The following is a 24,338-nucleotide window of genomic DNA, read 5'->3' as shown; positions in this document are numbered from 1 at the left end:
TATCTCTCCTATATTTCGATATCTGCACTCATAAATTGGTGTAATTGACCATCATCAGATATCACGGTTAAGAACCCATTATCTTGTATATCAATTGCTCGACCAAATACTTGTTTTTTACCTTCTGTATAAGTTAATTTTTTGTCCCAAATCATACTTTTAGTTTTATATAACTCTTTGATTTCACTGAATGGTAATTCTAAAAATTGATTGTACCTCAGTTCAATGGCTTCAATTAATAATTTTAAAAATTGATAAGGTTCTATTGATTGTTCGTTTTCTATTTTTAAGCTTATCGCGCGCGATTGACCAGCATGATCGAAATCTTCTTGTGTTTGGTTTAAATTAATACCAATTCCACAAATAATCGCATTGACGCTATCGGTATCTGCAATCATTTCTGTTAAAAAGCCACAAACTTTTTTATCGCCTATATAAATATCATTTGGCCATTTAATTTTACTTTGAATGTCATAATGCTGTTCCATAACTTCTTGAATTGCAAGACTTATAAAGAGATTAAAAGTCGACATTCTTTGAATTGGTATATCTGGGCGTAATACAACTGACATCCAAAGCCCTTTACTTTTAAGAGATGACCATTCTCTTTGGAAACGCCCTCTTCCATTTGTTTGTTCATCACTCAAAACAATAAAGTCTTGATCAATCTCAGTAACACGAGACTTGGCTAACAATTGTGTTGAATCCACTTGTGTTTGAACAATAGCAAGATTCAATATACTTTGATCTTGAAGTGTAATATTCACAATGTCTTCTTGCCAAGTTAAAGGGATTTCTGAGATTTTATACCCTTTATTAGAAATAGACTCAATTTCAAAGCCTTCTTTTCTCAATTGATCGATGACTTTTTTAACTGTTACACGTGAACAATTTAACGTTTCAGCTATATGTTGTCCTGACAAATATTCATTATTTTGATATAAATATTTAATAATTTCATGTTTATATTTTGACATTCTCTCGCACCCATTCTATTAAATCATTTTCTGTGTTATATACTTTATGGTTAATGACAGCTTGTTCAACTTTATTTAAAATATCTTTAATCCATGGTCCACCTTTTTTATTAAATGTAGCCATCAATATTTGACCGTTAATTTGTAATTCTGATTTATCATATATAGGTAGTTTATCATATATTTCATCAATTACACGGTCATTCATAATTGTAGGATGTATAGAGATATTCAGTTGTGCATTATGCTCGGAAATAAAGTGAATGATTTCTTTCATTTTATCACGATGATACGTATATACGAGATGAATCATATCTTGCTTTGAAATGTTATTTTCAGAAAGTGATATCAATAATTGATAGTATGATGAGATATCGCGCTTTTCTTGATTACTGATTTTCAAACTGTTCAAGCTTGTTAAATCTAATTCGTATAAATAACATAATGCAGCAACCCATAAATTGAAATGGGCATGTTCTGGCATGAAGATATTAGTTTGGTTGATTTCTTTGAAAAAAGGTATACATTTAAATATTTCTAGTTCATGAGCGGTCTTTTTTGTATCATGAATATATTTACCTTGAATCATTTTTTTTAGTTCAACAACAATTCTTTCAATTGCGATGGCATTTAAAGAATGTGCTGTTTGATGCATGGCGTCTTTAGTATCGTGATCAAGTGCAAAGCCAGTCTGTGCTTGGAATCTTACACCTCTCATAATACGTAATGCGTCTTCTTCCATTCGATCAATAGGTGTTCCGACTGCTTTTATGATTTTGGATTGTATATCGTTTAACCCGTTGAAATAATCGTGAAGTTGATAAGACTTATCCATAGCGATAGCATTCATTGTGAAATCTCTTCTTGCTACGTCTTCATATAAATCCGTTACAAATTGAACAGATGCTGGCCGTCTATGATCAACATAATCCCCGTCTTTTCTAAATGTTGTGACTTCAAACTGTTGATTTTCACCCATTACAATCATCGTGCCATGCTCTTTGCCAATTGGTAAAGTCTTATCAAATAATTGTTCAACTTCATCAGGTAAAGCACTCGTTGTGATATCAACGTCTGAAATTTCTTTCTCCATTAAATAGTCTCTTACAGAACCACCGACAAAATATGCTTGATGTCCATTACATTCAAGTGTTTCAATTATCCATTTCGCATCTTCAAATACTTGATATTCACGCATATTATTCTCCTAACATATCGTTGTAGCAAGCTTCGTATTGATCTGCAATCACTTTAGATGAGAATCTTTCACGAACATCTTGAATCATAGCACTTTGCATTTTGTGATAAAGTTCTGAATCTGTTAATAATTTAACCGCATATTCACTCGCTTTATCCGTATCACCGACGTCAACCGTATAACCTGTTTCACCGTTTTTAATGACTTCTTTAATACCACCTGCATTAGTACCAATCGGCACGACACCTGTAAGCATAGCTTCAAGCAATACAAGTCCAAAGCTTTCTTTTTCACTTAATAACAACGTTAAATCAGACATTTGATAGAAGATATTCACTTCATCTTGTTTACCTAAAAATAGAACTTGGTCTTCAATATTAAGTTGTTTAATTTGTTCTCTTGCCACTTGTAATTCAGGACCATCACCTATCAGTAATAATTTAGATTTAATTTGTTTGTTAACTTTGTAGAAAGTATCAACGACATCTGGTACGCGTTTAACTTTTCTAAAGTTTGATACAAATGTGATGACTTTTTCATCTTCTTCTATACCATAACGGCTTCTTAAATCTGTATTATAAATTTGTGGGAAACTTTCTTCCTGCACAAAATTGTATATTGTTTTGATTTCTTTATCAGGTTCTATAATGTCGTATGTTTCTTGTTTAAGACTATCACTGACACTTGTCACAACGTTACTCTTTTCAATACCGAATCGAATGGCACTTTGTAATGATGTATCATAACCTAATACTGTAATATCTGTTCCATGCAGAGTCGTCATGATTTTGACATCTTTTCCGGATATTTGGCGCGCTAAAATACCACAAATCGCATGCGGAACGGCATAGTGCATATGTAATATATCCAAGTCGTAATCGTTAATGACGTCTGCAATTTTTGCACTTAATGTAATATCATATGGTGGATATTGGAATACAGAATATTGATTTACGTCAACTTGATGAAATGTTACGTTTGGAACAGGCTCTCTCATTCTAAAAGGCATATTAGAAGTAATAAAGTGGATTTCATGACCTCTTTTTGCCATTTCCAAACCAAGCTCAGTTGCAACAATTCCTGAGCCCCCCATTGATGGATAACAAGTTATACCGATTTTCATATTAATCCTCCATTATGACTTATTTACGTTCAAATCTATCTTTATCTCTTACATTGAATTTATTCATTGTATCTTGGAAACTTTTATTTAAATCTATATCTAAAGAATTTGCTAAACAAATTAAGACGAATAAATTATCACCTAATTCAGCTTCTATTGTATTGTCTTCTTCTGTTGGTTTCTTTTTCTTTTCACCATGACTATGATTAATTTCTCTAGCTAGTTCTCCAACTTCTTCTGTTAATCTTGCTAAATTTGCTAATGGCGAAAAATAACCTGTTTTAAACTGAGAAATATATTGATCAACTTCATATTGCATCTCTTTCATGTCCATAAAACTTCCTCCTCACCTATCTTTTATATCTCTATATAAAAGAACTCACATAATAAAATTATATATGATAATCACGCATAATGACAACGTAATAAGCTTATAAATACAAACCTCATAAATATTTATAAAATAAAAAATACCAACAAAGTCTAAAGACTTTATTGGTATTAAAATGATTTCATTAATTATTACGTGCCATCAGAATAAATCTTGCTAATTCAGCTACGGCTACAGCTGTTGCTGCAACGTATGTCATAGCAGCTGCAGATAATACTTTTTTAGCATGTCTATATTCTTGTTGGTTAACGATATTTAATTTTTCAATTTGTCGCATTGCCCGTTTACTTGCATCGAATTCAACTGGTAATGTGATGATCGAGAATAATACAGCGAATGACATAAATACAATACCAACCCATAATAATGTTGTACCGAATGTACTACTCATTGCTGTTAATACGATACCAGCTAAAATGATAATGTATGATAACGAACTTCCTAAATTAGCAAGCGGTAAAAGCGCTGATCTAAATTTAAGGAAACCATATCCTTGAGCATGTTGAATAGCATGTCCTACTTCATGTGCTGCAATTGCTGTCCCCGCAACACTTGGTTGTTGATAGTTTGCAGGTGATAATACGACACGTTTCTTAGTTGGATCAAAATGATCTGATAAGAATCCTTCACCTTGTAACACTTCTACATCATGAATTCCATTTGCAGCTAAAATTTCTTCTGCAACTTGTTTACCCGTCTTCCCACTTGTTGAACGTACTCTTGAGTATTTATTGTAAGTTGATTTTACTCTAAATTGGAAGTACATAGGGACAATCATAATGATAATAAAATATATGATATATGAAAACAAATAACTTCCTCCTTTTTATCCCTGTTATTTATTATATTACGGAGTGACGGCTCTTACGTCAAATATTTTGAACGTAATTTGATGTTTTTTTGGAAATATAGTAATAACAGAAAAGCAATAACGCTTAGCCAAAAAGCAAAGTATCCTATATGTGATTCATATTGGCTTAACATACTATAAACGGGATATTGATGATACACGTAATCAATAACATCATTGTGAAATACCCAAATCATTGTTACAACAATATGCCACTTTTTAATATTGAATAAAGGATAGAACATCAATGCTTGTATAGCCATGATACCGTGTGAAGTCATGAGCATAATGGCCATTGGAACAAGTTGATCGTAATGAATCATTACAAATATATTCATAATAACCGCCCATACACCATATTTAATTAATGTAATAAATGCTAAACATTCAAACAACCCTAAATGTTTATTGAAATAGATTGCAGCAATCGCAATCACTAAGAATAAAGTTGCTGTTGGACTATCGGGTATAAATGGCCAAAAGTACCATTTGCTATCAAGTAATTGACTGCCATACCATATGTATCCGTAAATGGTGCCGAGAAGATTTGCAATAAATAGCGTAATGAGAATAGATTTCTGGCCCATTACATATCTCCAAAATTCCATTTTATTACTCCTTTGAAAAGAGCCCAGGGCACGTCATATGCCCCAGGCTCAAATTTAATTATTTTTTCAATTCTTTACCGTTTGCATCTGTTTCATGTAAATTAGAAACGTATTTAGCAACTTTGTCAATTTCATCTTTAGAAAGGGTGTCTTTAAAGCTAGGCATTTTACCTGCACCATTTTCTACGAATCCTTTAACGCCATCTTTAGGTAATTTCGATTCAACTAGGTTTGGACCTTGTCCACCCGTTAACTCACCACCGTGACAACTTGTACAGTTTGACTTAATGATGTCAGTATAAACTGGGTCTGACTTGTCTAAGTTAGAGAAGACGATTTCACCTTGTTTAGCTTGTTGTTTCCAATCATGGTAATAACTTGATTCCCATGTTGTATAGAATAAGATTGCAATTGCGATTAACATAAATCCAGAAGCAAATGGTCTCTTTGTCCATTTACGTTCAGGGCCTCTATCTAACCAAGGTGCTAATAATAAAGCACCGAATGCGATACCTGGTAAGATAATTGCTCCGAATGTGTTATAAGGACCAGATGCGAATGAATATTTAAGTATTTGATATAAGAATAAGAAATACCAGTCTGGTAATGGTGTATAACCAGTATCAGATGGATCTGCCACACGTTCAAGTGGCGATGGATGAGCGACTGTTAAACATAAATAAGCGATTAAGAATACCGCACCAGTCATCCATTCTTTTAATAGAAAGTCAGGCCAGAAACTTTCTGTACGACCTGGAAATTCTGAATAATCTCGATTTAATTTCGGTTTGTCGTATGACTTTATTCTTGAATCACCAACAAACTTCATCCCTTTACCGCGATGCATGTCGCATGACCTCCTTTTTCATTTATTCACGTTAATTTTATAGTGGACCTGAAATACCTTGTTTTCTGATCATTATAAAGTGTGCTGCTAGTAACGCGAATAGTGCAGCTGGTAGGAAGAATACATGTATCGCAAAGAAACGAGTTAGAGTTTGTGCACCAACTATCTCTGCATCCCCTGCTAGTAATGTCTTAACCCACGGCCCAATGATAGGAACAGATTCTGCAATTTGTAAACCTACTTTTGTTGCGAATAGTGCTTTCATATCCCATGGTAATAAATAACCAGTAAAACTTAATCCAAGCATTACGAAGAATATTAATACACCGACAACCCAGTTTAATTCTCTAGGTTGTTTATAAGATCCTGTAAAGAATACACGAAGTGTATGTAAAAACATCATTACTACTACTAAACTTGCTCCCCAATGGTGCATACCACGTACGATAACACCAGCAGCTACATCGTGTTGTAGATAGTAAACTGATTTCCATGCATTAACGATATCTGGAACATAGTACATCGTTAAAAACATGCCTGATAAAACTTGTATAACTGTAATGAAAAACGTTAGACCACCAAAACAATAAACGAAAGCTGAAAAGTGATAAGCAGGGTTAACATGCTCTGGCACCTCATGATCAGCAATATCTCGCCAAATTGGTGTAATATCAAGTCTGTCATCGACCCAATCATAGATTTTATCTATCATTGTTAATCCCTCCTTATTTAGCTAATTCGTTCTCGTGCTTTTTACCGATTTGAATAATGCCACCTTTAACTTTTACTTCGTATTGATCAAGTGGTGCTAATGGCGGCGTACCTGGAATATTCTTACCGTTCTTTTCATAACGACCGTTATGACATGGACAATAGAATTGATTAGGATTTGATTTATCGCCATTCCACTGTACTGTACATCCTAAATGTTTACAGACTGGTGATAATGCTACGATTTCATTTCCGTCTTTGTATACCCAAGCAAATTCTGTAACTTCACTTGTGTACCAAGCATCTTCTTGCTCGAATTTAAAGTCCACTTTAATAGGCTCTTTACCAAGTTCTGACTCCTTTACGCCTGTAGCAATCAAATCGCCTTGTGCATCAGCTTTGAATACAGGATCAAGCGCAAATCTACCCATAGGTAAAATCATACCAGCAGCCATAAATGACCCAACACCCATCAATGAATAGTTTAAAAATTGGCGTCGTGTGACACGTTGGCTCATTTAGATTCCCCCCTCTATTAATCGTTCTTTTATAACTAGGACAACTTAATTTTAGCCTATTATTTCAAGACGGTCAACGCTTTGTCACAATTTAAATGTTTATTTATTAACCTTTTATCTAGGAATTTTCAAAAAAATGAAAAGGCTTTATTATGAAGGAGAAAATATAGCAAAAAAACTGTGAAAATAACCCTGTTTTCCACATAGAAAGGACAAATGTGTTTTTGTAATAAATAACCGTAACAAATCTTAACTCAATAAGATTTGTTACGGTTATTATGATGTGGAGTTATCTAGAAGTTGGTTATTATCGCACGAAGACTACGAGATATCGTGCGATAAGGTACAAAATCAGGGTGTAACGCACGAAGACTTTGAAATATCGTGCAGCTACCTATTATTTATTCCAGGTTCTAATGATAAACTTCATAAATTGTTTAACTTCATCTTCAATGAGTGTGCGTTTCATATCATCGTCTAAGTCACCCATTGGAATCGTGTTTACTTTATACAATTCGTGATCGTCGTTCAGTTCTACTTGATCACTACTTAAAATAATTATATTGTTCAAGCCATAATCTTTTAAACTTTGAATAAAAGATACGACGTGATCGTACTGGTTACCACTTGTGAAAAATGTTGGTGTAAGTAGTAATCTACCTTTAAATTGTTTTTCTGCTAATATGCCAACAAGTTGAACTGTTTCATTTTGGTCGCATGATGTTAATAATTGATGATTCATATCAATATTTGATACAGGTATGATGGCTGTATCGATATATTCTAAGTTGTTTTTTAATTCTTTTAAGTCAACATGATTAAATAACATTATCGATGTTCCTCCAACTCATTAATGAATTGTAATATTTTAGACATTTCTATAAACATGTCTTGATCGTTATTATCTAAAGATTTATCTATTTCATTACTGATGAGTTTACGCCAATGTCCTAGTCCGTGTGTATTGTTATTATTTAAAGCACGAATATCTTTATCATCTCCATAATAATCAACAAGCATTTGTAACAACAACAACTTATTCAGTCGATCATCATTTCTGTTCAAATATAAAAGTACATTTAAATGCGTATTATCCAGTCTGATATCGTGGAAGATTTGACGACCATCTTCTATACAGAAACGATCTTTGCAATAAAGTAAAGGCAGTTGTTTAGATTGCTCGGTACTAATGGACAGTATGCGTTCATCTGAAAATTCATTGACGAATGAAATGTTAGATAAATATTTAGGGCTACTTTTTAATAAATTTAATATCCATACACTTTCAGCAATTTTAAAATCGTATTGATATAGAATATATTCAATAAATCGCTGTTTTTCATAATTTAACCATGTATGATTCATAATTAACCCTACTTATAATAATCTTTCGTATTCTTGGTCCCAATATGGATTTTCAGGATCAAGTTTGCGAACAGATTCTAATATATTTTTAGCGTTATCGACATGACCGATTTCAATTAAGTAATGGTAATAGTCGTTTAAGAAATCAATATTTTGTGTTAAATCTGGATATGCTAATTCGTAGAAGTGTTGAGCTTCTTTATCTCTTTCTTCTTCACCGAATGCATATGCAACATGCCAAGCTACTACAGGGTCTATATCTTCATGATCAACATACGTTAATAAATTAATAAGACCTGTTATATTATCTTTTTCTCGATAATAATCAGCAAGTATAATGGCAGCTTCAGTATAAGAAGGATCAACTGTTAATGCATCTTGTAACAGAATTGCACCATGCTCATCATTTGTTGTTAACATCAGTCTAGCAGTATCTGTCATAAGTTCTTTATAATATGCGTTTAAACGAAGCCCTTCTTTACCAATTTCTATTGCTTTTTCATAATCTTTTTCTGATTCATAAATTTGCAATAAGTAATGGTAAGCTTGCATAAAGTCTGGGTCTTTTTGTAATAACTTTTCAAGTTGCTTTATCGCTTCTCTTGTTAAGTCATTTTTTTGATAACTAATTGCTTGTTTGAAATAATCTTCAGCTGTCATATCCATTTCAGATACATTTTCATAATATTTGATTGCTTCTTCGTATGCACCACTTTGTAAACTTGCGTCTGCCATACGTGCATAAATCGAAATACCGTTAATTATATCTTCACCAGTTTGTGTGATTGTTTCATAGTTAGAAATTGCTTTTAAATATTGACCATCATAATAGTACATTTCAGCTAAAGCGAATGTAATGACAATATCATCTGGTTCCATTTCTTTTGCTTCAATCAATTTCTCAATTCCTACTTCGAATAAGCCTTGTTGTTGGTATAAATCAGCCTCAAGCATTAACTTCTCTGTAGAATGTGGGCTGTTATACAATACTTCATGCGCTTTATCTAAGTCGTTTTGGTCAATTAGCCCTTCTATATAATAAACAAGCAATTCATTTTCATCTGGATAAAGTAAATAAAGTTCTTCGAATATTTTAACGCCTTGATCGACAATACCGTATTTGTATAATGTTTCGCCTAACATAAATAATGCGTCGTGATCGTCAGATTGTAGAACTCTGTTTACTTTCTCATCTAAATGTTCGATATTCTTCATGTGAATATCGTCAATTACTTTATATACATCTTCCATGTTAAAGGACTCCTTCTATTCATTTATTAGAGATTTAAGTTCTTTAAATGCATCTAATACTTCTTCTTTAGAAACGGATTCAATTGTAAATGAAGCTTCACCATTTTGTAAAACCATTTGAATCGTTTGTCCAATATTCTTTTTGTCTTTTTTCATATATCCAAAAATTTGTTCAATATCAGCATGATCTAAGACGTTTAATGGGTAACCTAATTCTTTTAAATAATTAATGAACAGATGAACACTTGATGTGTTATCGTACATATTTCTATTTTTATTTATCACTTTCTGGAAAAGAATACCGATCATTACAGCTTCACCGTGAGCAATTTTTGTTAAGTATTCTAGACCGTGTCCAAAAGTGTGTCCTAAATTTAAATGTTTACGTACGCCACCTTCAAATTCATCTTCAATTACAATTTTTAATTTAGTTTCGATGCCCATTTTTAAATAATCTTCTATATTTTTCAATTGCGCTAATTCTTTTATAGAAGGATAAACATCCATTAAATGAAGCGTGTCAGCTTCACTATTTAAAATGGCATGTTTAAATATTTCACCATAACCACTACGTATTTCAATATGTGGCAATGTTTCTAGGAAATTTATATCATATATAACAGCGCGTGGTCTATGAAATGCACCGATTAAATTTTTACCGACCGATGCATTAATGCCCACTTTTCCACCGATTGCTGAATCGTGTGCTAAAAGTGTTGTAGGAACTTGTATAAAATCAATGCCACGTAACAAAGTTGCAGCTAGAAAACCAACAAAGTCTCCAGTTGCGCCACCACCGATAGCGATGAGTTGAGATTGTCTTGTGATATTCATTGATAATAGCTTTTCGCTTAGCGATTCAAAATATGACATTTGCTTACAAGCTTCACCACTCATAACTGTTAAAAATTTAATATCTTGGTCTTGAAGATGCGACTTAATATATTCTTTATGAAATCTATAAACATCTTGGTCAATTAATACAATATTTTGTTCATCTGCTTTAAGATATTGATTAAGTTCAGCTAGTGCGTTCTGCTTTAATATTATCGGATAGTTGTTGTTAGTATATGTTGTTTCAAAAATCATTTCATCACCTAGAAGTTTAAGTTCCAATTACGATGATTCTTGATAGCTTCTTGTAATTGGTCAATGTGATTAGATTGGTATTCTTCAGTTAAAGCTTTTGCAACTTCAAATGCGATAACATTTTCACAAACAACACTTGCAGCAGGAACAGCACAACTATCTGATCTTTCAATTGTCGCTTTAAAGCTATCTTTAGAGTCAATATCTACAGAGTTTAATGGTTTATATAATGTTGGTATCGGCTTCATAACACCATTGATGACGATTGGCATTCCATTTGACATTCCGCCTTCAAGTCCACCTAAGTGATTAGATAAACGATGGTATCCAATTTCACTATCGTAAGCAATCTCGTCTTGTATTTCACTACCTGGTTTTTCAGCAGCTTTAAAGCCTTCACCGAAACTAACACCTTTAAATGCATTAATACTTACGACTGCTTGAGCTAAACGACCATCAAGTTTACGGTCATAATGAACATAACTTCCAATTCCAGCAGGCATATTTTCAACGACTACTTCTACGATACCACCGATTGAATCACCATCTTTTTTAGCTTCATCAATACGATTTCTCATTTTTTCAGCTACGTCATCATTAATACAACGTACGTCATTATGATCAATATTTTGTTTGACTTCTTCAAGTGTGTATTCATAATCGTCTTTAACGCCACCGATTTCAATAACTCTTGAATAAATTTCAATGTCTAAAGCTTTTAATAAAATTTTAGAAACTGCACCGACAGCAACTCTTGCAGCTGTTTCACGAGCAGAAGAACGTTCAAGTACATTTCTTAAATCTCTATGATTATATTTCATACCACCAACTAAATCGGCATGGCCAGGTCTTGGTTTAGTGATAACTCTTTTCATATTTTCTAACTCTTCTTCAGTTAATAGGTCAGCGCCCATAATTTTTCTCCAATGTTTAAAATCATCATTCTTAACGATGAGTGTAATAGGGCTACCTAATGTATAACCATGTCTCACACCTGAAACGATTTCTACAGAATCTTTTTCAATTTGCATACGACGACCGCGTCCATATCCACCTTGACGTTTAAACATTTCTTCATTAATCTCGTTTACGTCAATTTTCAAGTTTGATGGTACACCTTCTATAATGACAGTTAGTTGTGGTCCATGTGATTCACCAGATGTTAAGTAACGCATATTATCTCTCCCTACTGTTAATTAAATATAAAATTAATCATATCATATTTAGCGCGTTAAATTAACAAAAACAGACGAATAGTTTAATAAAGTTTTAGATTTTTTTGATTTTAAATAAGTGTGAATTTTATGTTGTTTAGAGCATGTCGGTTATGAGGTGGTAATACTGGATCCCGTTATTAGCAGTTTTGGCAAGAAGTGCAAATACTGAGTGCGTTATTAGCAGTTTTGGTTAGAAGTGTAAATAATGAGACCAGTAATTACAATTCTCAGTAGTTTTGTAACTAAGACGGTCCATAGTAACACTTCAGCTGAGTTTTGTAACTAAGGCTGTCCATAGTAACACTTCGGCCAAGTTTTGTAACCAACACCCCCGTTATGAACAAGTTTAGCTAGAAGTACTCATAACGCCCGCGAATTCCAATCACCGCCCCGAGAATACCCGTCAACAACCCACGAACCCATGCGAATTTCAGCCAATACCCCACAATACGAACTTCCACATTAAAAAAAGTAGTTCAACAAATTCTCGTTGAACTACTTCTCTATTGTATTTATTTTTCGTAAACCCAATTTTCATTGTTTAATTTATAATCATTTAGTTCTGATTGATCAAACCAGAGACCAATTTCACGTTCTGCTGATTCGTTTGAATCTGATCCATGAATAATGTTTCTGCCTAAGTCGATACCATAATCCCCTCTTATTGTACCTGGCGCTGCTTTAGTAGGGTTTGTTTCACCAACAAGTGTTCTTGTTACTTCTACTACATTCTTACCTTCTACTACCATTGCAAATACTGGTCCTGATGTAATAAAGCTTACTAAATCATTGAAGAAAGGTTTCTCAACATGTTCAGCATAATGTTCTTTAGCTAATTCTTCATTAGCTTGGAATAATTTAGCTGCAACTAATTTCAAGCCTTTTCTTTCTAATCGTGAAACGACTTCACCGATTAAGTTTCTTTGTACTGCATCAGGTTTAATCATTAAAAAAGTTCTTTCCATTGCGTAATCCCTACCTTTGTTTTATGTAAATCCAAGATAAGTTTATCATTGACTACGCATACTTGCAAGCGCTTTCTAGTGGTTTCTATCTCTTATTTTCACAATTATTTCCAATAGCATTTTTTTCCCTGATTCATTATTTAATGTATCAATTAAATTTTCTGCTTTTTGCAAATAATGGTTACTCACTTCTTTAGATTTTTGTAATTCTGTTGACGCAATAATTTCTTGTACTAATCCGTCAAATACCTCTGAAGGACTATCAGGTTGTAGTTCATTAATGCTTGCTTTAAAATCTATTGAATTTTTCATTCTTAATAAGACTGGTAAAGTTAAATGTCCGTTTCTTAAATCAGATCCAACTGGTTTACCGAGTTTCTTTTCAGTACTCGTAAAATCTAAAATGTCATCTACTATTTGATAACTCATACCAATATAATATCCAATTTTAGTTAACTTGTTCACAGTTTCATCATCTGCACGTGCAGCGTACGCACCTAATTCTGTAGAAAGTGAAATAAGCAGTGCGGTCTTACGTTTAATTCTGCGTAGATAATTTGTTATTGATTGATTGGAAACGAATTGATCTTCGAATTGAAATAGTTCTCCACGACATACTTCGATAATACCATTTGCTAATTGTTCATGAAGCTTTGGATGTTCTATTTGGCTAACTGCATTTAAAGATTGTGATAATAAATAATTACCTGTAATAACTGCAGTTTGCACATCCCACTTCTTTGCTATAGTTGGCTTACCTCTTCTTTTGTCACTTTTATCAATGACATCATCATGAACTAAACTGGCCATATGTATAAGTTCTAATGTAGTTGCTACAGTGATTACATCTCTTGAATAATGCTCACCAAATTGACTTGCAATTAAAGTGAATAATGGTCGTATACGTTTACCACCAGAAGTTAATAAATATTGGCAAGCTTCGTTTATAGTGTTTTGTTCACTATTTATATAACTATTCAATTGTTTTTCTATTTCTTTTACTTCTTTATTTATATGAATTTTAGTTTTGTCATACATGTAATCACCTTGTTATTTAGGTTTGTAAGCTAAATGCATTGCTGAAACGCCGCCAGTGAAGCTTTTTACTTTAATTCTTTCGTAACCAACATCAGCAAACATTTCTGCCAATTCTTTTTTGCCAGGAAAGTTTCCAGCAGATTCTTGTAACCAGTTGTATTCTTGTAAAGATTTAGCAAAAATCTTACCAAATAGTGGCATGATATTTTTGAAATAAAATCTATATAATTGTTTGAATACTGGCATTGTTGGTTGACTTGTTTCTAAACAAACAACCATACCACCTGGTTTAACGACTCTTTTAAGTTCACTTAAGACATGTTTATAATCGGGTACGTTTCGTAAGCCGAATCCGATCGTTACATAATCAAATTCATTATCTTCGAATGGTAAGTTCATAGCATCACCATGAATTAAATGAATATTTGCCATGTTGTCTGTTTTCTTCTTACCGACTTCTAGCATATTCTCACTAAAATCGATACCTACTACTTCACCATATGGTCCAACTGCGTGACTTAATTGAATAGTCCAATCTGCAGTTCCACAGCAAACATCTAAAGCTTTAGAACCTGGCTTAACATCCATTTGTTTCATTGTATATTTACGCCATCTTTTATGTTGCTCAAAGCTGATGATATTATTTAATGTATCATATTTACCTGATATATTTTGGAAAACTTCATGTACGTGTTCTGATTTCGATTTATTATCCACTAGTTATTCATTCCTTTAAGTTTAAAAATGTAGTTATTCATTAATAATAATATGCATAAATTTGATCTTTCAAGGTTTCTTTATCCATATTAATTTTGTAGTAATCAATCAATGTTGTAATAAAGATTGATTCTATTTCTTTTATAATAGCTGTATCTTGATTTATTTTATCATGAGCCAACGTTTGTTTTAATTCATTTTGTTTACTAATTGCTTGAGTCATAATATCTAAAAATACGAGGTCTTTATTTAATGTAGCACATTTATAAAAATATGCACTAACAAGATCACCTATTAAGATATCTTGATTAGAAACAGTTGGTTCGCCTATTCTATTTAAAAAGCGCATTGAGGCATCAATAGATAATGTAGCTAATTTAGCATTAGTATCGATGTTCATTTCATCTAATACGTCAGCTATGATTGGGTTAACTACAGGTACATTACTATTCTCTACACCTTTTAACAAATTAGAAATATCTTTTTTATAAATTTTTTCAATTTTATCCATCTTATCACCTCAACAATATCACCTATATATCTTAACACTAAGTTAAATGAATTGAAAATGCATATATTCATTTCATATAAAGAAATAAGACAAATAAAAAAAGCCCTTAAAAAGGGCTTTGATACAATCAATTATTTAACTGCATCTTTTAATGCTTTACCTGCTTTAAAAGCTGGAACTTTGCTTGCAGGGATATCAATTTCTTTACCAGTTTGTGGGTTACGTCCTTTACGAGCAGCTCTTTCGCGTACTTCAAAGTTACCGAAACCAATTAATTGTACTTTTTCACCGTCAGATAAAGATTTTTGAATTGATTCGAACACTGCATCTACAGCAAGACCAGCTTCTTTTTTAGTTAAATTAGCTTTTTCACTTACTGAGTTGATTAATTCTGTTTTGTTCATTTCAATTTCACCTCCCAAAAGGTTATCTAATGATATGTATAAATACCATTATGATAAGACTTTAACACAACAACCTGTGCCACTGCAACGATTTACAAGCTATAAATGCATAATTTCTATATTTTTATTAATATTTTTTCACTTTTGATTTAAAAACAGGCTCATTTTTACTATTTATTGTAAATTCAGGCGAATAAGCCGGTAATATCGGTGAATCTTTGTATAATAAATATCGAATATCTTGACCTGGTTTAGGAAGTGATTTTTCTTTTTTAATTGCTTTTGCTAAATCTAATCTATAATCAATAACAAAATCATTTCCGCCGTTCATATATACTGGTAATCGTTCATTACTATATGGACTTGGAACAGTTGGCTGTTTTTTGAAACCATATTTTTTGTATTCAATTTCATATACATTAGGTGCAACTTTTTTACCTAATTGTAATGGTTTACCTGATGCATCTATTCGAATTCGAATATCTTTTAAGACTTCTGACGTTCTTAAATCGATTAAATGCACTTTAGGGTCTTTGTCGACATCCATGATTACATATTGATAAATACCGCCGTTCTCAAATGAATTACCTGGTAATTGAGATAAGAACTTTGGTTTTAATTTATTAAAGTCAACTGGGTGTTTTAAGTATAATGAATAACTATCATCTCTATCTTTAATAGGTAATAATCCACCACTCGCCTTTTTGTATTCATCTACCGCTGTTTGAACCATACTTAATTGGTCTTTCGCTGGCACTTGGTTTTCTGCTTTCTCTTTATTAGGAAAAGCACAAGCTGACAAAATTAAAGTACTTAATATTAATAAGAACGATATTTTTTTGTAATTATGCATGGCTGGATCCACCTAATACAACAATCATAAAGATACCAGCAATAATAAGAGAAATGACTGCTAAAAACATTGTTATACTACTGATGATTTTATTTTTTAATTTAAATCTTGATAAATATACGAGTATAATTGCCAAAATCATAAAACCAATAGAATAAAATGACACCCACATTAAATCCATTCTTGATATATCAAACATTTAAATACCCCTCTTGCTTAAATATTCTCTGACTTTTTGTCACGTTCCATAAGATCTTTGACACCTTCAGAAACTGGATAATCTTCGAATAACACTTTATATAACCCTGATGTTATTGGCATTTCAACATCATATTCTTTTGCCAAGTTGTAAGCAGCTTCTGTTGTTCTTACACCTTCAACGACCATATTCATTTCTTCTAATGCTTCGTCTAATGTAGCCCCTTTACCAAGCATATTTCCGCATTTCCAATTTCGTGAATGTACAGAAGTACAAGTAACGATTAAGTCACCGATACCACCAAGACCTAAGAACGTCATAGGATCAGCGCCCATTTTAACACCTAATCGTGTTATTTCAGCTAAACCTCTCGTCATAAGTGCTGCTTTCGCATTGTCACCATATCCTATGCCATCAGTTATACCAGCAGCAAGTGCAATAATATTTTTTAACGCGCCTCCTATTTCAATACCGACAAGATCATTGTTCGTATATACACGGAAATAATCCGTCATAAATAAATCTTGAGCTAAGCGTGCAACTTCTTCGTTTTCAGATGATACTGAAACTGTTGTTGGATGTTTAATCGCAACTTCTTCTGCATGACTTGGTCCTGATAATACAGCGATACCGCCATTTATTTTGCTATCGATTGATTCATCAATCATTTCAGAAATACGTTTGAAAGTACCAGGTTCGATACCTTTAGATACATGGATGAATACTTTTTTGCCATAAGCGATTTCATTAATGTTTTCACTCACTTCACGAATGGCTTTTGTCGGAACAGCTATAATAAAGATAGATGCATGATGGACAGCATCTTTTAAATCAGTTGTTGCTTTAATATTTTCATTTAAAGTGATTTCTTTTAAATATTTTGTATTCTTATGTTCCTTGTTGATTTCGTTAATTGTCGTTTCAGTCTTACCCCACATTAATACATTATGTTGGTTGTCTGCTAATACATTTGCTAAAGCAGTACCCCAACTTCCTGTACCAAATACAGTTATATTTGTCATAGTTATCAATCCTTTAATATTAGTTTCTTTTTCTTGAGATTAAATGAACTGGTGTACCTTCATAACCGAACGCATCCCTTATACGATTTTCTAAGAAACGTTTGTAAGAGAAATGCATTAATTCAACATCATTAACAAATATTACAAATGTTGGAGGTTGAATCGCTACTTGTGTTGCATAGAAAATATTTAACCTTCTACCATTATCAGTAGGCGTTGGATTCATCGCAACAGCATCTGTAATAACTTCATTTAGTGTCGAACTTTGTACACGTTTACGATGGTTTTCATCTGCCATCGTAATTAATGGGAATAATGTTTTTAAGCGTGATTTTTCTAAAGCTGATACGAAAGCAATTGGTGCATAATCTAAGAATTGGAAGTTATCTCTTACCTTTTCTTCAAACTTCTTCATTGTTTTAGAATCTTTTTCAACCGTATCCCACTTATTTACAACAATGACAATTGCTTTACCGGCTTCATGAGCATATCCAGCAACTTTTTTATCTTGTTCAATGATGCCTTCTTCAGCGTCGATAACAACAAGTACGACATTAGAACGTTCGATGGCTTTTAAAGCACGTAATACTGAATATTTTTCAGTACTTTCGTATACTTTACCTTTCTTTCTCATGCCTGCAGTATCAATTAATACATATTCTTGATCATCATAAGTATAAATTGTATCGATTGCATCTCTAGTTGTACCAGCAATTGGCGAAACAATGACACGTTCTTCTCCAAGAATAGCGTTGATTAAACTAGATTTACCCACGTTTGGTCGACCGATTAGTGATAGTCTAATTGTCTCATCATCATAATCTGGTTCGTCATCTTCAGGGAAATGTTTAGCTGCTTCATCTAATAAGTCACCTAAACCTAGTCCGTGTGAACCTGAAATTGGGAATGGTTCACCAAATCCTAATGAATAAAAGTCATAAATTTCACTACGCATTTCTGGATTATCAATTTTATTGACTGCTAATACGACAGGTTTATTTGATTTGTATAATATTTTAGCGACCATTTCATCAGCTTGAGTTACGCCTTCACGGCCGTTAACCATAAAGATAATAACATCCGCTTCATCAATTGCTACTTCTGCTTGTGCTCTTATTTGTTGTTGGAAAGGTTCATCACCTAAATCTATTCCACCTGTATCTATTAAGTTGAAGTCATGTGTTAACCATTCTCCACTTGAATATATTCTATCTCGCGTTATACCTGGTGTATCTTCAACGATAGATACCCTCTCGCCTATAATTCTATTAAAAATTGTAGATTTCCCTACATTTGGTTTACCTACAATTGCTATAATGGGTTTCGTCATAAACCTACTTCCTCTCTTTCATAATCCTTTCTATTTTAACATATGATGACTGTTTAGCCTATCGAATTAAAAAACTAAAAAAGACTGAAACATTTCATTATGTTCCAGTCTCTTATATATACACATATTATAATTTAAAATCTTTTAATTTATCTCCGAAGACATCACCTAAAGTAGGATTGTCATCATCTGTATCTTGTTGGTTTAAATATGATTCATCAAAATCAGTTTCTTGTTCGATTGTATCTTTAATAGATAAAGAAATTCTTTCTTCATCTTTATCGACAGCAAGAATTTTCACTTGTACATCTTGTCCTTTTTCTAATACTTCGTCAGGATTACCGATGTGTTCGTGGCTTATTTGAGAAATATGAACTAAACCTTGTAAGCCAGGCGCAATTTCTACAAATGCTCCAAATTGAGCTAAACGCACGACTTTACCTGGTACGATATCACCAACAGTAAATTGTGAATCGATTTGTTCAAATGGGCTTGGTAACGTATCTTTAATAGATAAAGAAATTCTTTCTGCTTCTCTGTCAACAGCACGTACCTTAACTTTAACTGTATCCCCAACTTTTACGACTTCGTCAGGTGATTTAACATGATCGTGAGATAACTCAGATACATGTACAAGTCCATCTACGCCACCTAAGTCAATGAATGCACCAAAGTTCGCAATTCTAGCGACAGTACCTTCTAATACGTCACCTTGTGAAATATTATTGAGTAAATCTTCTTTTTTAGAACTTAATGCTTCTTGTTCAACTTTCTTGTGACTTAAAATGACTCTGTTGTTTGTTTGATCTAACTCTTCAACTTTAAGTGTTAATACTTTACCTAAATAGTCAGAGAAATCATCAATATAGTTCACAGAGATTAATGAAGCTGGAATAAAGCCTCTAATACCAGCATCAACGACTAAACCGCCTTTAACAACTTCAGTTACTTCAGCTTCGATTGTGTCGTCATCTTCTAAAATCTTTTGTAACTTTTCGTATGATAGATTTTCATCTAATTTACGTTTCGATAATATATAATGACCGCTTTCATCAGTTTGTTCGATTTTAGTTACGAATGCTTCGATTTCATCACCAATATTGACGACTTCGTTAGCTGTTTCGATGTGTTGAGTTGACAGTTGGCTAATTGGAATGATGCCATCAAATTTACCACCCACTATATGCACAACTACATGTTTATCTTCTACTTGTTGTACAGTACCCTTAACTTTGTCACCTTCTTGCACTTCATTTATCATGGATTCGTTGAATTCTTCCGTCATCAAAATTGCCTCCTTTAAATAAATATCATAATAATAACTTCTTATAAAGCGGCTAAATTGTCAAGAAATTCGAACTATTTAGACCATTTTGCTTTTTGCAAGTTCGACAATCTTATTTGTCACTTCTTCAATTGACAATCCAGTTGTATCGATACTAATAGCATCTTCTGCTTTCACTAAAGGTGAGATTTCACGATTCATATCATATTGGTCACGACGTTCAATATCAATCTTTAATGATTCGATATCAGATTCGATGCCACGTAATTCATTATCTTTAAATCTTCTAATAGCACGCTCTTCAACTGATGCTATCATGTATACTTTTAATTCTGCGTCAGGTAATACTGTTGTACCGACATCTCTACCATCCATTACGACATTTTTCTCATCTGCTAATCTTTGTTGTTCTTCTACTAAAAATGTTCTTACAGGTTCTTTTGAGGCCACATATGAAACTTTTTCGGTTACATCATTTTCTCTGATTCTTTCTGAAACATCTTTACCGTTTAAAATAACACGTTGACCGTTATCTAATACGATTTTTAAGTCAATTTCTTTAACAAGATGGTCAAAGTCTTCTGAGCCTTGCTCAATATAATAAAGTGTAATCGCTCTATACATAGCGCCTGTATCCACATATATCATATTAAAATGTTGCGCTACGAGTTTAGCGATTGTACTTTTACCAGCTGCTGCTGGACCATCTATTGCGATATTTATTTTCTTCATTTGTATAACCTCTCTTGTTCTTTAATCTTATATATTTTATCATAAATTATAATCATATGAATAGGAGGAAAGAAATGAAGAGAATATTAGTTATACATACTGGTGGAACAATTAGTATGTCTGAAGATAAAGATACAGGTAAAGTAGAAACAAATGCTGAACATCCGATGCATAGACATCAAGCATTTATACAATCTCTAGGTGATATTACAGAAATAAATCCATTCCAAGTACCTTCCCCACATATGAATAATCAATATATTAATCAATTGAAAGATATTATTACGCAATCAATTGAACGAGATGAATATGATGCATTTGTGATTACACATGGGACAGATACTTTAGAAGAAACGGCGTATTTACTAGATTTAACAATAGATACGAACTTACCTATTATTTTAACAGGTGCCATGAGATCTTCAAATGAAATAGGTTCAGATGGATTATACAATTATGTTTCAGCGTTAAAAGTAGCATCTACAGATGATGCGCAAAATAAAGGGGTTATGGTTGTATTCAATGATGAAATTCATACAGCTAAGAATGTAACAAAAACACATACGTCAAACACGAGCACTTTTCAAAGTCCAAACTATGGACCAATTGGCAGTGTTACAAAGACGCATGTCATATTCCATCATCAACCTTTTCCATATAAAAAATATCCAAGCATCAATCCGAATATCAAAATAGGCATTGTAAAAGCTCACATGGATTTATCAAGTGATTTATTAGATTTCTTTGTAGAAAAACAATACGATGGCTTAATTATTGAAGCGCTAGGTCAAGGCAACATGCCACCAACTTCATTACAAGGTATTCAGAACTTGCTCGATGCTGATATTCCGGTTGTAATGGTTTCACGTTCATTTAATGGAATTGTAGGAGGTATTTACGCATATGAAGGCGGCGGATACCAACTTCAACAAATGGGTATTATATTATCAAACGGATTAAATGGACAGAAAGCACGTCTTAAACTACTTGTTGGTTTAAGTAATCATTTATCTAAAGAAGATTTAGTTGAATATTTTGCATAAAAAATAACCATGTTACTGGCTAATTGTCCAATAACATGGTTGTTTTTATGATTCTAGAGGCGTTTGCTTTTTTCTTTCAATATCCTGAGCAATTGTGCCACCATGGAATTTACCATTTTCTATAAATATCGTGTTAGCATCGTTACCAGCAGCTATAACACCAGCGATATATAAATTCTCAACATTCGATTCCATTGTATCTTTATTATATGAAGGTGCAGTTCCAAATTCATTTGTAATTGTTTCTACGCCACAAGATTCTAGGAATTTATAATCAGGGTGATAACCAATCATAGCAAAGACAAAGTCATTTTTAATTGTATATGATTTACCTTCTTTATTGAATGTAAGCGTGTCTTCATCGATACGTTCTACTTCACTGTTAAAATGCATCGTGATTTTTTCATGTTTTGCTAATGATTCAAAGTTAGGTAATATCCATGGTTTAATACTTTTAGAGTATTCTGATCCACGGTATAAGACTGTTACATTTGCACCTGCTTTTTCTAATTCAATTGCTGCATCTACAGCTGAATTCTTGCCGCCAATAATAACAACGTCTTGATTAAAGTACGGGTGAGCTTCTTTGAAATAATGCATCACTTTACTTAATTCTTGACCTTCTACTTCTAATTCGTTTGGTTGACCATAGTAACCAGTAGCAATTGTTAAGAATCTAACTTTATACGTTTGTTTAGTTGTTGATACTAAAAATCTATTATCAACCTTTTTAACAGCTAATACTTCTTCAAAAGTTCTTACATCAAGTTGGTGATGTTTAACAACTTCTCTATAATAAACGAGTGCTTGATTTCTTTTAGGCTTTAAGTCTTCCACGATAAATGGTACATCACCAATACCAAGTTTATCACTAGAAGAAAAGAATGTTTGATGAGTAGGATAATGATAAATGGCATCTACAACATTACCTTTTTCAATCACGACAGCATTAATACCTTTTCTCTTCTGTTCGATTGCTGCACTCAATCCACAAGGGCCACCACCGATTATTAAGCTTTCATATTCTTGCATGTACTTTCACTCCTTATAATATCCTCAATCATTATATCAATAATGAGAGATTAGTAAAATAAAATGAAACTGAATATATGAAAAGATTGGGATTGAAGCGTGATCAGTTGTTAAAAGAAAGTTGAGTGAGAAGTGCAAATACTGGGGTTGTTACGAGCAGTTTTGGGTGAAGGTGCAAATAAGGATACCAGTATTAACACTTCTGAGTAGTTTTGTAACTAAGGATGCCCATAGTAACACTTCGGCCGACTTTTGTAACTATAGCTGTCCTTAGTGACATTTCGACTGACTTTTGTAACTAAAACCCTCGTTACGAACAAGTTTAGGCAGAAGTGTTCAAAAAGGCTGCCACACCAACATATTCAACACCACTAAAATGAAAAGAACCTGAACAATGCACATGTTCAGGTTCTTACTTAATTTATTCTTCTGATACATCAAGTACTTTGAAACCATTTTTTCCTAAATACTTAATGAATTTGTCTAAATTATTTGTTTTCTCAACTTTGATGATCATTCTGCGATACATTTTATCTGTTTCATCAAATGTTACAAATGAAATTGTGTTGAGCTTGAATTTCGCAATGATACTTGATAATCGTTTAATTCTGCCTTCAGCTTCTAAAGAAGTAATCGCAATACGGATTCCTTTTTGTTTCATACCGAATGCTGATTTAAATTGTTCCATAACATCATATCTTGTTACGATACCAAGAAAATCTTTCTCATCATTTACAACTGCTAATATTGGAAAATCTTGCAGATTAAGTAGTGATTCTTCTACTACTTGGTTTGCATTTAATGAATGTAAATCTAACGTTAAGATTTCTTCAATTTTAGTACTTTCAATAAATTCATCCCTTGAGACATTTTCTTTTTTGAAGAAGTAATGTCTAAAAATACTATATCTCGTGATCATTCCAATATACTTTCCATCAGCAACTACTGGTAACCCATCTATACCATGATGTTCTAATTTATCAAGTGCTGAGTGAATAGCATCTTTCGGATTCGCGATATAACATTTTTCTTTTGGTATCATGATGTTCGTTAAATACATAA

The 24,338-nt window shown here is 32.8% G+C and carries 28 protein-coding genes; 1 reads left to right on the top strand and 27 read right to left on the bottom strand.

Features of this window, described 5'->3' with window-relative positions; genetic code table 11:
* Positions 1-8 precede the first annotated feature (8 nt).
* The 25 genes from MHH94_RS07275 to cmk form a co-directional block, all read right to left on the bottom strand.
* On the bottom strand, positions 9-977 hold the full coding sequence (locus MHH94_RS07275; protein ID WP_107603371.1) for a biotin--[acetyl-CoA-carboxylase] ligase: 969 nt from the start codon (positions 975-977) through the stop codon (positions 9-11).
* Positions 964-2,175, bottom strand: coding sequence for a CCA tRNA nucleotidyltransferase (locus MHH94_RS07270; RefSeq protein ID WP_107603372.1), 1,212 nt, complete (start codon positions 2,173-2,175; stop codon positions 964-966). Before MHH94_RS07270 ends, MHH94_RS07275 begins: the two co-directional genes overlap by 14 nt.
* Before the next feature lies 1 nt (position 2,176).
* Complete coding sequence (gene bshA, locus MHH94_RS07265; protein ID WP_107603373.1) at positions 2,177-3,298, bottom strand: N-acetyl-alpha-D-glucosaminyl L-malate synthase BshA; 1,122 nt, start codon at positions 3,296-3,298, stop codon at positions 2,177-2,179.
* Between the two features lie 19 nt (positions 3,299-3,317).
* A complete protein-coding gene (locus MHH94_RS07260) occupies positions 3,318-3,632 on the bottom strand; it encodes a nucleotide pyrophosphohydrolase (RefSeq protein WP_107603374.1) in 315 nt (104 codons plus the stop codon).
* A 181-nt stretch (positions 3,633-3,813) separates the two neighbouring features.
* Positions 3,814-4,500 (bottom strand): zinc metallopeptidase, encoded by a 687-nt coding sequence (locus MHH94_RS07255; RefSeq protein WP_037588148.1) that lies wholly within the window; start codon positions 4,498-4,500, stop codon positions 3,814-3,816.
* A gap of 53 nt (positions 4,501-4,553) precedes the next feature.
* Positions 4,554-5,147, bottom strand: a complete 594-nt coding sequence (locus MHH94_RS07250) for a DUF1405 domain-containing protein (RefSeq protein ID WP_048539784.1) — start codon at positions 5,145-5,147, stop codon at positions 4,554-4,556.
* 58 nt (positions 5,148-5,205) lie between these two features.
* Positions 5,206-5,994, bottom strand: a complete 789-nt coding sequence (locus tag MHH94_RS07245) for a menaquinol-cytochrome c reductase cytochrome b/c subunit (protein ID WP_048539783.1) — start codon at positions 5,992-5,994, stop codon at positions 5,206-5,208.
* Positions 5,995-6,031: 37 nt separating this feature from the next.
* The gene (qcrB, locus tag MHH94_RS07240) at positions 6,032-6,706 is read right to left on the bottom strand and encodes a menaquinol-cytochrome c reductase cytochrome b subunit (RefSeq protein WP_016912349.1); all 675 of its coding nucleotides are present in this window, start codon (positions 6,704-6,706) and stop codon (positions 6,032-6,034) included.
* A gap of 13 nt (positions 6,707-6,719) precedes the next feature.
* Positions 6,720-7,223, bottom strand: a complete 504-nt coding sequence (locus tag MHH94_RS07235) for a ubiquinol-cytochrome c reductase iron-sulfur subunit (protein ID WP_037588153.1) — start codon at positions 7,221-7,223, stop codon at positions 6,720-6,722.
* A gap of 397 nt (positions 7,224-7,620) precedes the next feature.
* Positions 7,621-8,052 carry a DUF2487 family protein gene (locus MHH94_RS07230; protein WP_058592350.1) on the bottom strand — a complete coding sequence of 144 codons (432 nt, stop codon included), beginning with the start codon at positions 8,050-8,052 and terminating at the stop codon, positions 7,621-7,623.
* Positions 8,052-8,588: a YpiB family protein gene (locus MHH94_RS07225; protein WP_037588155.1), complete on the bottom strand. Its 537-nt coding sequence runs from the start codon at positions 8,586-8,588 to the stop codon at positions 8,052-8,054. The genes MHH94_RS07230 and MHH94_RS07225 overlap by 1 nt, the downstream gene beginning before the upstream one ends.
* A gap of 12 nt (positions 8,589-8,600) precedes the next feature.
* Positions 8,601-9,839, bottom strand: coding sequence for a tetratricopeptide repeat protein (locus tag MHH94_RS07220; RefSeq protein WP_025905474.1), 1,239 nt, complete (start codon positions 9,837-9,839; stop codon positions 8,601-8,603).
* 15 nt (positions 9,840-9,854) lie between these two features.
* A complete protein-coding gene (aroB, locus tag MHH94_RS07215) occupies positions 9,855-10,928 on the bottom strand; it encodes a 3-dehydroquinate synthase (RefSeq protein ID WP_058592367.1) in 1,074 nt (357 codons plus the stop codon).
* A gap of 8 nt (positions 10,929-10,936) precedes the next feature.
* On the bottom strand, positions 10,937-12,103 hold the full coding sequence (gene aroC, locus MHH94_RS07210; RefSeq protein ID WP_340840367.1) for a chorismate synthase: 1,167 nt from the start codon (positions 12,101-12,103) through the stop codon (positions 10,937-10,939).
* A gap of 554 nt (positions 12,104-12,657) precedes the next feature.
* Complete coding sequence (gene ndk / locus MHH94_RS07205) at positions 12,658-13,110, bottom strand: nucleoside-diphosphate kinase (RefSeq protein WP_025907103.1); 453 nt, start codon at positions 13,108-13,110, stop codon at positions 12,658-12,660.
* Between the two features lie 75 nt (positions 13,111-13,185).
* Complete coding sequence (locus MHH94_RS07200) at positions 13,186-14,148, bottom strand: polyprenyl synthetase family protein (protein WP_078355810.1); 963 nt, start codon at positions 14,146-14,148, stop codon at positions 13,186-13,188.
* A 12-nt stretch (positions 14,149-14,160) separates the two neighbouring features.
* A complete protein-coding gene (locus MHH94_RS07195) occupies positions 14,161-14,865 on the bottom strand; it encodes a demethylmenaquinone methyltransferase (RefSeq protein ID WP_048539778.1) in 705 nt (234 codons plus the stop codon).
* Between the two features lie 40 nt (positions 14,866-14,905).
* Positions 14,906-15,376: a hypothetical protein gene (locus tag MHH94_RS07190; protein ID WP_058592346.1), complete on the bottom strand. Its 471-nt coding sequence runs from the start codon at positions 15,374-15,376 to the stop codon at positions 14,906-14,908.
* Between the two features lie 131 nt (positions 15,377-15,507).
* Positions 15,508-15,780 (bottom strand): HU family DNA-binding protein, encoded by a 273-nt coding sequence (locus MHH94_RS07185; protein ID WP_016912122.1) that lies wholly within the window; start codon positions 15,778-15,780, stop codon positions 15,508-15,510.
* Positions 15,781-15,907: 127 nt separating this feature from the next.
* The gene (locus MHH94_RS07180; RefSeq protein WP_058592345.1) at positions 15,908-16,633 is read right to left on the bottom strand and encodes a hypothetical protein; all 726 of its coding nucleotides are present in this window, start codon (positions 16,631-16,633) and stop codon (positions 15,908-15,910) included.
* Positions 16,626-16,832: a DUF2768 domain-containing protein gene (locus MHH94_RS07175; RefSeq protein WP_025907089.1), complete on the bottom strand. Its 207-nt coding sequence runs from the start codon at positions 16,830-16,832 to the stop codon at positions 16,626-16,628. The genes MHH94_RS07180 and MHH94_RS07175 overlap by 8 nt, the downstream gene beginning before the upstream one ends.
* A 17-nt stretch (positions 16,833-16,849) precedes the next feature.
* On the bottom strand, positions 16,850-17,854 hold the full coding sequence (locus tag MHH94_RS07170; RefSeq protein WP_048539775.1) for an NAD(P)H-dependent glycerol-3-phosphate dehydrogenase: 1,005 nt from the start codon (positions 17,852-17,854) through the stop codon (positions 16,850-16,852).
* Between the two features lie 19 nt (positions 17,855-17,873).
* A complete protein-coding gene (gene der, locus MHH94_RS07165) occupies positions 17,874-19,184 on the bottom strand; it encodes a ribosome biogenesis GTPase Der (RefSeq protein WP_025907085.1) in 1,311 nt (436 codons plus the stop codon).
* 127 nt (positions 19,185-19,311) lie between these two features.
* Positions 19,312-20,469, bottom strand: a complete 1,158-nt coding sequence (gene rpsA / locus MHH94_RS07160) for a 30S ribosomal protein S1 (RefSeq protein WP_048539774.1) — start codon at positions 20,467-20,469, stop codon at positions 19,312-19,314.
* A 78-nt stretch (positions 20,470-20,547) separates the two neighbouring features.
* Positions 20,548-21,201, bottom strand: coding sequence for a (d)CMP kinase (gene cmk, locus MHH94_RS07155; RefSeq protein WP_025907081.1), 654 nt, complete (start codon positions 21,199-21,201; stop codon positions 20,548-20,550).
* Positions 21,202-21,275: 74 nt separating this feature from the next.
* Between cmk and MHH94_RS07150 the strand changes: the two genes are divergently transcribed.
* Complete coding sequence (locus tag MHH94_RS07150; RefSeq protein WP_058592343.1) at positions 21,276-22,244, top strand: asparaginase; 969 nt, start codon at positions 21,276-21,278, stop codon at positions 22,242-22,244.
* Positions 22,245-22,289: 45 nt separating this feature from the next.
* Here MHH94_RS07150 and MHH94_RS07145 read toward each other — a convergent pair whose 3' ends face one another.
* Together MHH94_RS07145 and MHH94_RS07140 are read right to left on the bottom strand one after the other, a co-directional pair.
* Positions 22,290-23,276, bottom strand: coding sequence for a YpdA family putative bacillithiol disulfide reductase (locus MHH94_RS07145; protein WP_048539772.1), 987 nt, complete (start codon positions 23,274-23,276; stop codon positions 22,290-22,292).
* Between the two features lie 421 nt (positions 23,277-23,697).
* A complete protein-coding gene (locus MHH94_RS07140) occupies positions 23,698-24,336 on the bottom strand; it encodes a CBS domain-containing protein (RefSeq protein ID WP_058592342.1) in 639 nt (212 codons plus the stop codon).
* Positions 24,337-24,338: the final 2 nt, after the last annotated feature.

The organism is Mammaliicoccus sp. FSL K6-3158 (genome assembly GCF_038005105.1).
Classification (GTDB): domain Bacteria; phylum Bacillota; class Bacilli; order Staphylococcales; family Staphylococcaceae; genus Mammaliicoccus; species Mammaliicoccus sciuri.
Note: the sequence above shows the minus strand (reverse complement) of the source record. Positions and strands in the feature narration are given on the sequence as shown.

Coding starts and splice junctions, on each gene's coding strand:
- rpsA (WP_048539774.1), bottom strand. CDS start 20,469: ATGACGGAAGAATTCAACGAATCCATGATAAATGAAGTGCAAGAAGGT.
- MHH94_RS07200 (WP_078355810.1), bottom strand. CDS start 14,148: ATGTATGACAAAACTAAAATTCATATAAATAAAGAAGTAAAAGAAATA.
- ndk (WP_025907103.1), bottom strand. CDS start 13,110: ATGGAAAGAACTTTTTTAATGATTAAACCTGATGCAGTACAAAGAAAC.
- MHH94_RS07140 (WP_058592342.1), bottom strand. CDS start 24,336: ATGTATTTAACGAACATCATGATACCAAAAGAAAAATGTTATATCGCG.
- MHH94_RS07185 (WP_016912122.1), bottom strand. CDS start 15,780: ATGAACAAAACAGAATTAATCAACTCAGTAAGTGAAAAAGCTAATTTA.
- MHH94_RS07145 (WP_048539772.1), bottom strand. CDS start 23,276: ATGCAAGAATATGAAAGCTTAATAATCGGTGGTGGCCCTTGTGGATTG.
- aroB (WP_058592367.1), bottom strand. CDS start 10,928: ATGATTTTTGAAACAACATATACTAACAACAACTATCCGATAATATTA.
- der (WP_025907085.1), bottom strand. CDS start 19,184: ATGACGAAACCCATTATAGCAATTGTAGGTAAACCAAATGTAGGGAAA.
- aroC (WP_340840367.1), bottom strand. CDS start 12,103: ATGCGTTACTTAACATCTGGTGAATCACATGGACCACAACTAACTGTC.
- qcrB (WP_016912349.1), bottom strand. CDS start 6,706: ATGATAGATAAAATCTATGATTGGGTCGATGACAGACTTGATATTACA.
- MHH94_RS07230 (WP_058592350.1), bottom strand. CDS start 8,052: ATGTTATTTAATCATGTTGACTTAAAAGAATTAAAAAACAACTTAGAA.
- MHH94_RS07275 (WP_107603371.1), bottom strand. CDS start 977: ATGTCAAAATATAAACATGAAATTATTAAATATTTATATCAAAATAAT.
- MHH94_RS07150 (WP_058592343.1), top strand. CDS start 21,276: ATGAAGAGAATATTAGTTATACATACTGGTGGAACAATTAGTATGTCT.
- MHH94_RS07270 (WP_107603372.1), bottom strand. CDS start 2,175: ATGCGTGAATATCAAGTATTTGAAGATGCGAAATGGATAATTGAAACA.
- MHH94_RS07190 (WP_058592346.1), bottom strand. CDS start 15,376: ATGGATAAAATTGAAAAAATTTATAAAAAAGATATTTCTAATTTGTTA.
- MHH94_RS07225 (WP_037588155.1), bottom strand. CDS start 8,588: ATGAATCATACATGGTTAAATTATGAAAAACAGCGATTTATTGAATAT.
- MHH94_RS07220 (WP_025905474.1), bottom strand. CDS start 9,839: ATGGAAGATGTATATAAAGTAATTGACGATATTCACATGAAGAATATC.
- cmk (WP_025907081.1), bottom strand. CDS start 21,201: ATGAAGAAAATAAATATCGCAATAGATGGTCCAGCAGCAGCTGGTAAA.
- MHH94_RS07245 (WP_048539783.1), bottom strand. CDS start 5,994: ATGCATCGCGGTAAAGGGATGAAGTTTGTTGGTGATTCAAGAATAAAG.
- MHH94_RS07250 (WP_048539784.1), bottom strand. CDS start 5,147: ATGGAATTTTGGAGATATGTAATGGGCCAGAAATCTATTCTCATTACG.
- MHH94_RS07260 (WP_107603374.1), bottom strand. CDS start 3,632: ATGGACATGAAAGAGATGCAATATGAAGTTGATCAATATATTTCTCAG.
- MHH94_RS07180 (WP_058592345.1), bottom strand. CDS start 16,633: ATGCATAATTACAAAAAAATATCGTTCTTATTAATATTAAGTACTTTA.
- bshA (WP_107603373.1), bottom strand. CDS start 3,298: ATGAAAATCGGTATAACTTGTTATCCATCAATGGGGGGCTCAGGAATT.
- MHH94_RS07235 (WP_037588153.1), bottom strand. CDS start 7,223: ATGAGCCAACGTGTCACACGACGCCAATTTTTAAACTATTCATTGATG.
- MHH94_RS07170 (WP_048539775.1), bottom strand. CDS start 17,854: ATGACAAATATAACTGTATTTGGTACAGGAAGTTGGGGTACTGCTTTA.
- MHH94_RS07175 (WP_025907089.1), bottom strand. CDS start 16,832: ATGTTTGATATATCAAGAATGGATTTAATGTGGGTGTCATTTTATTCT.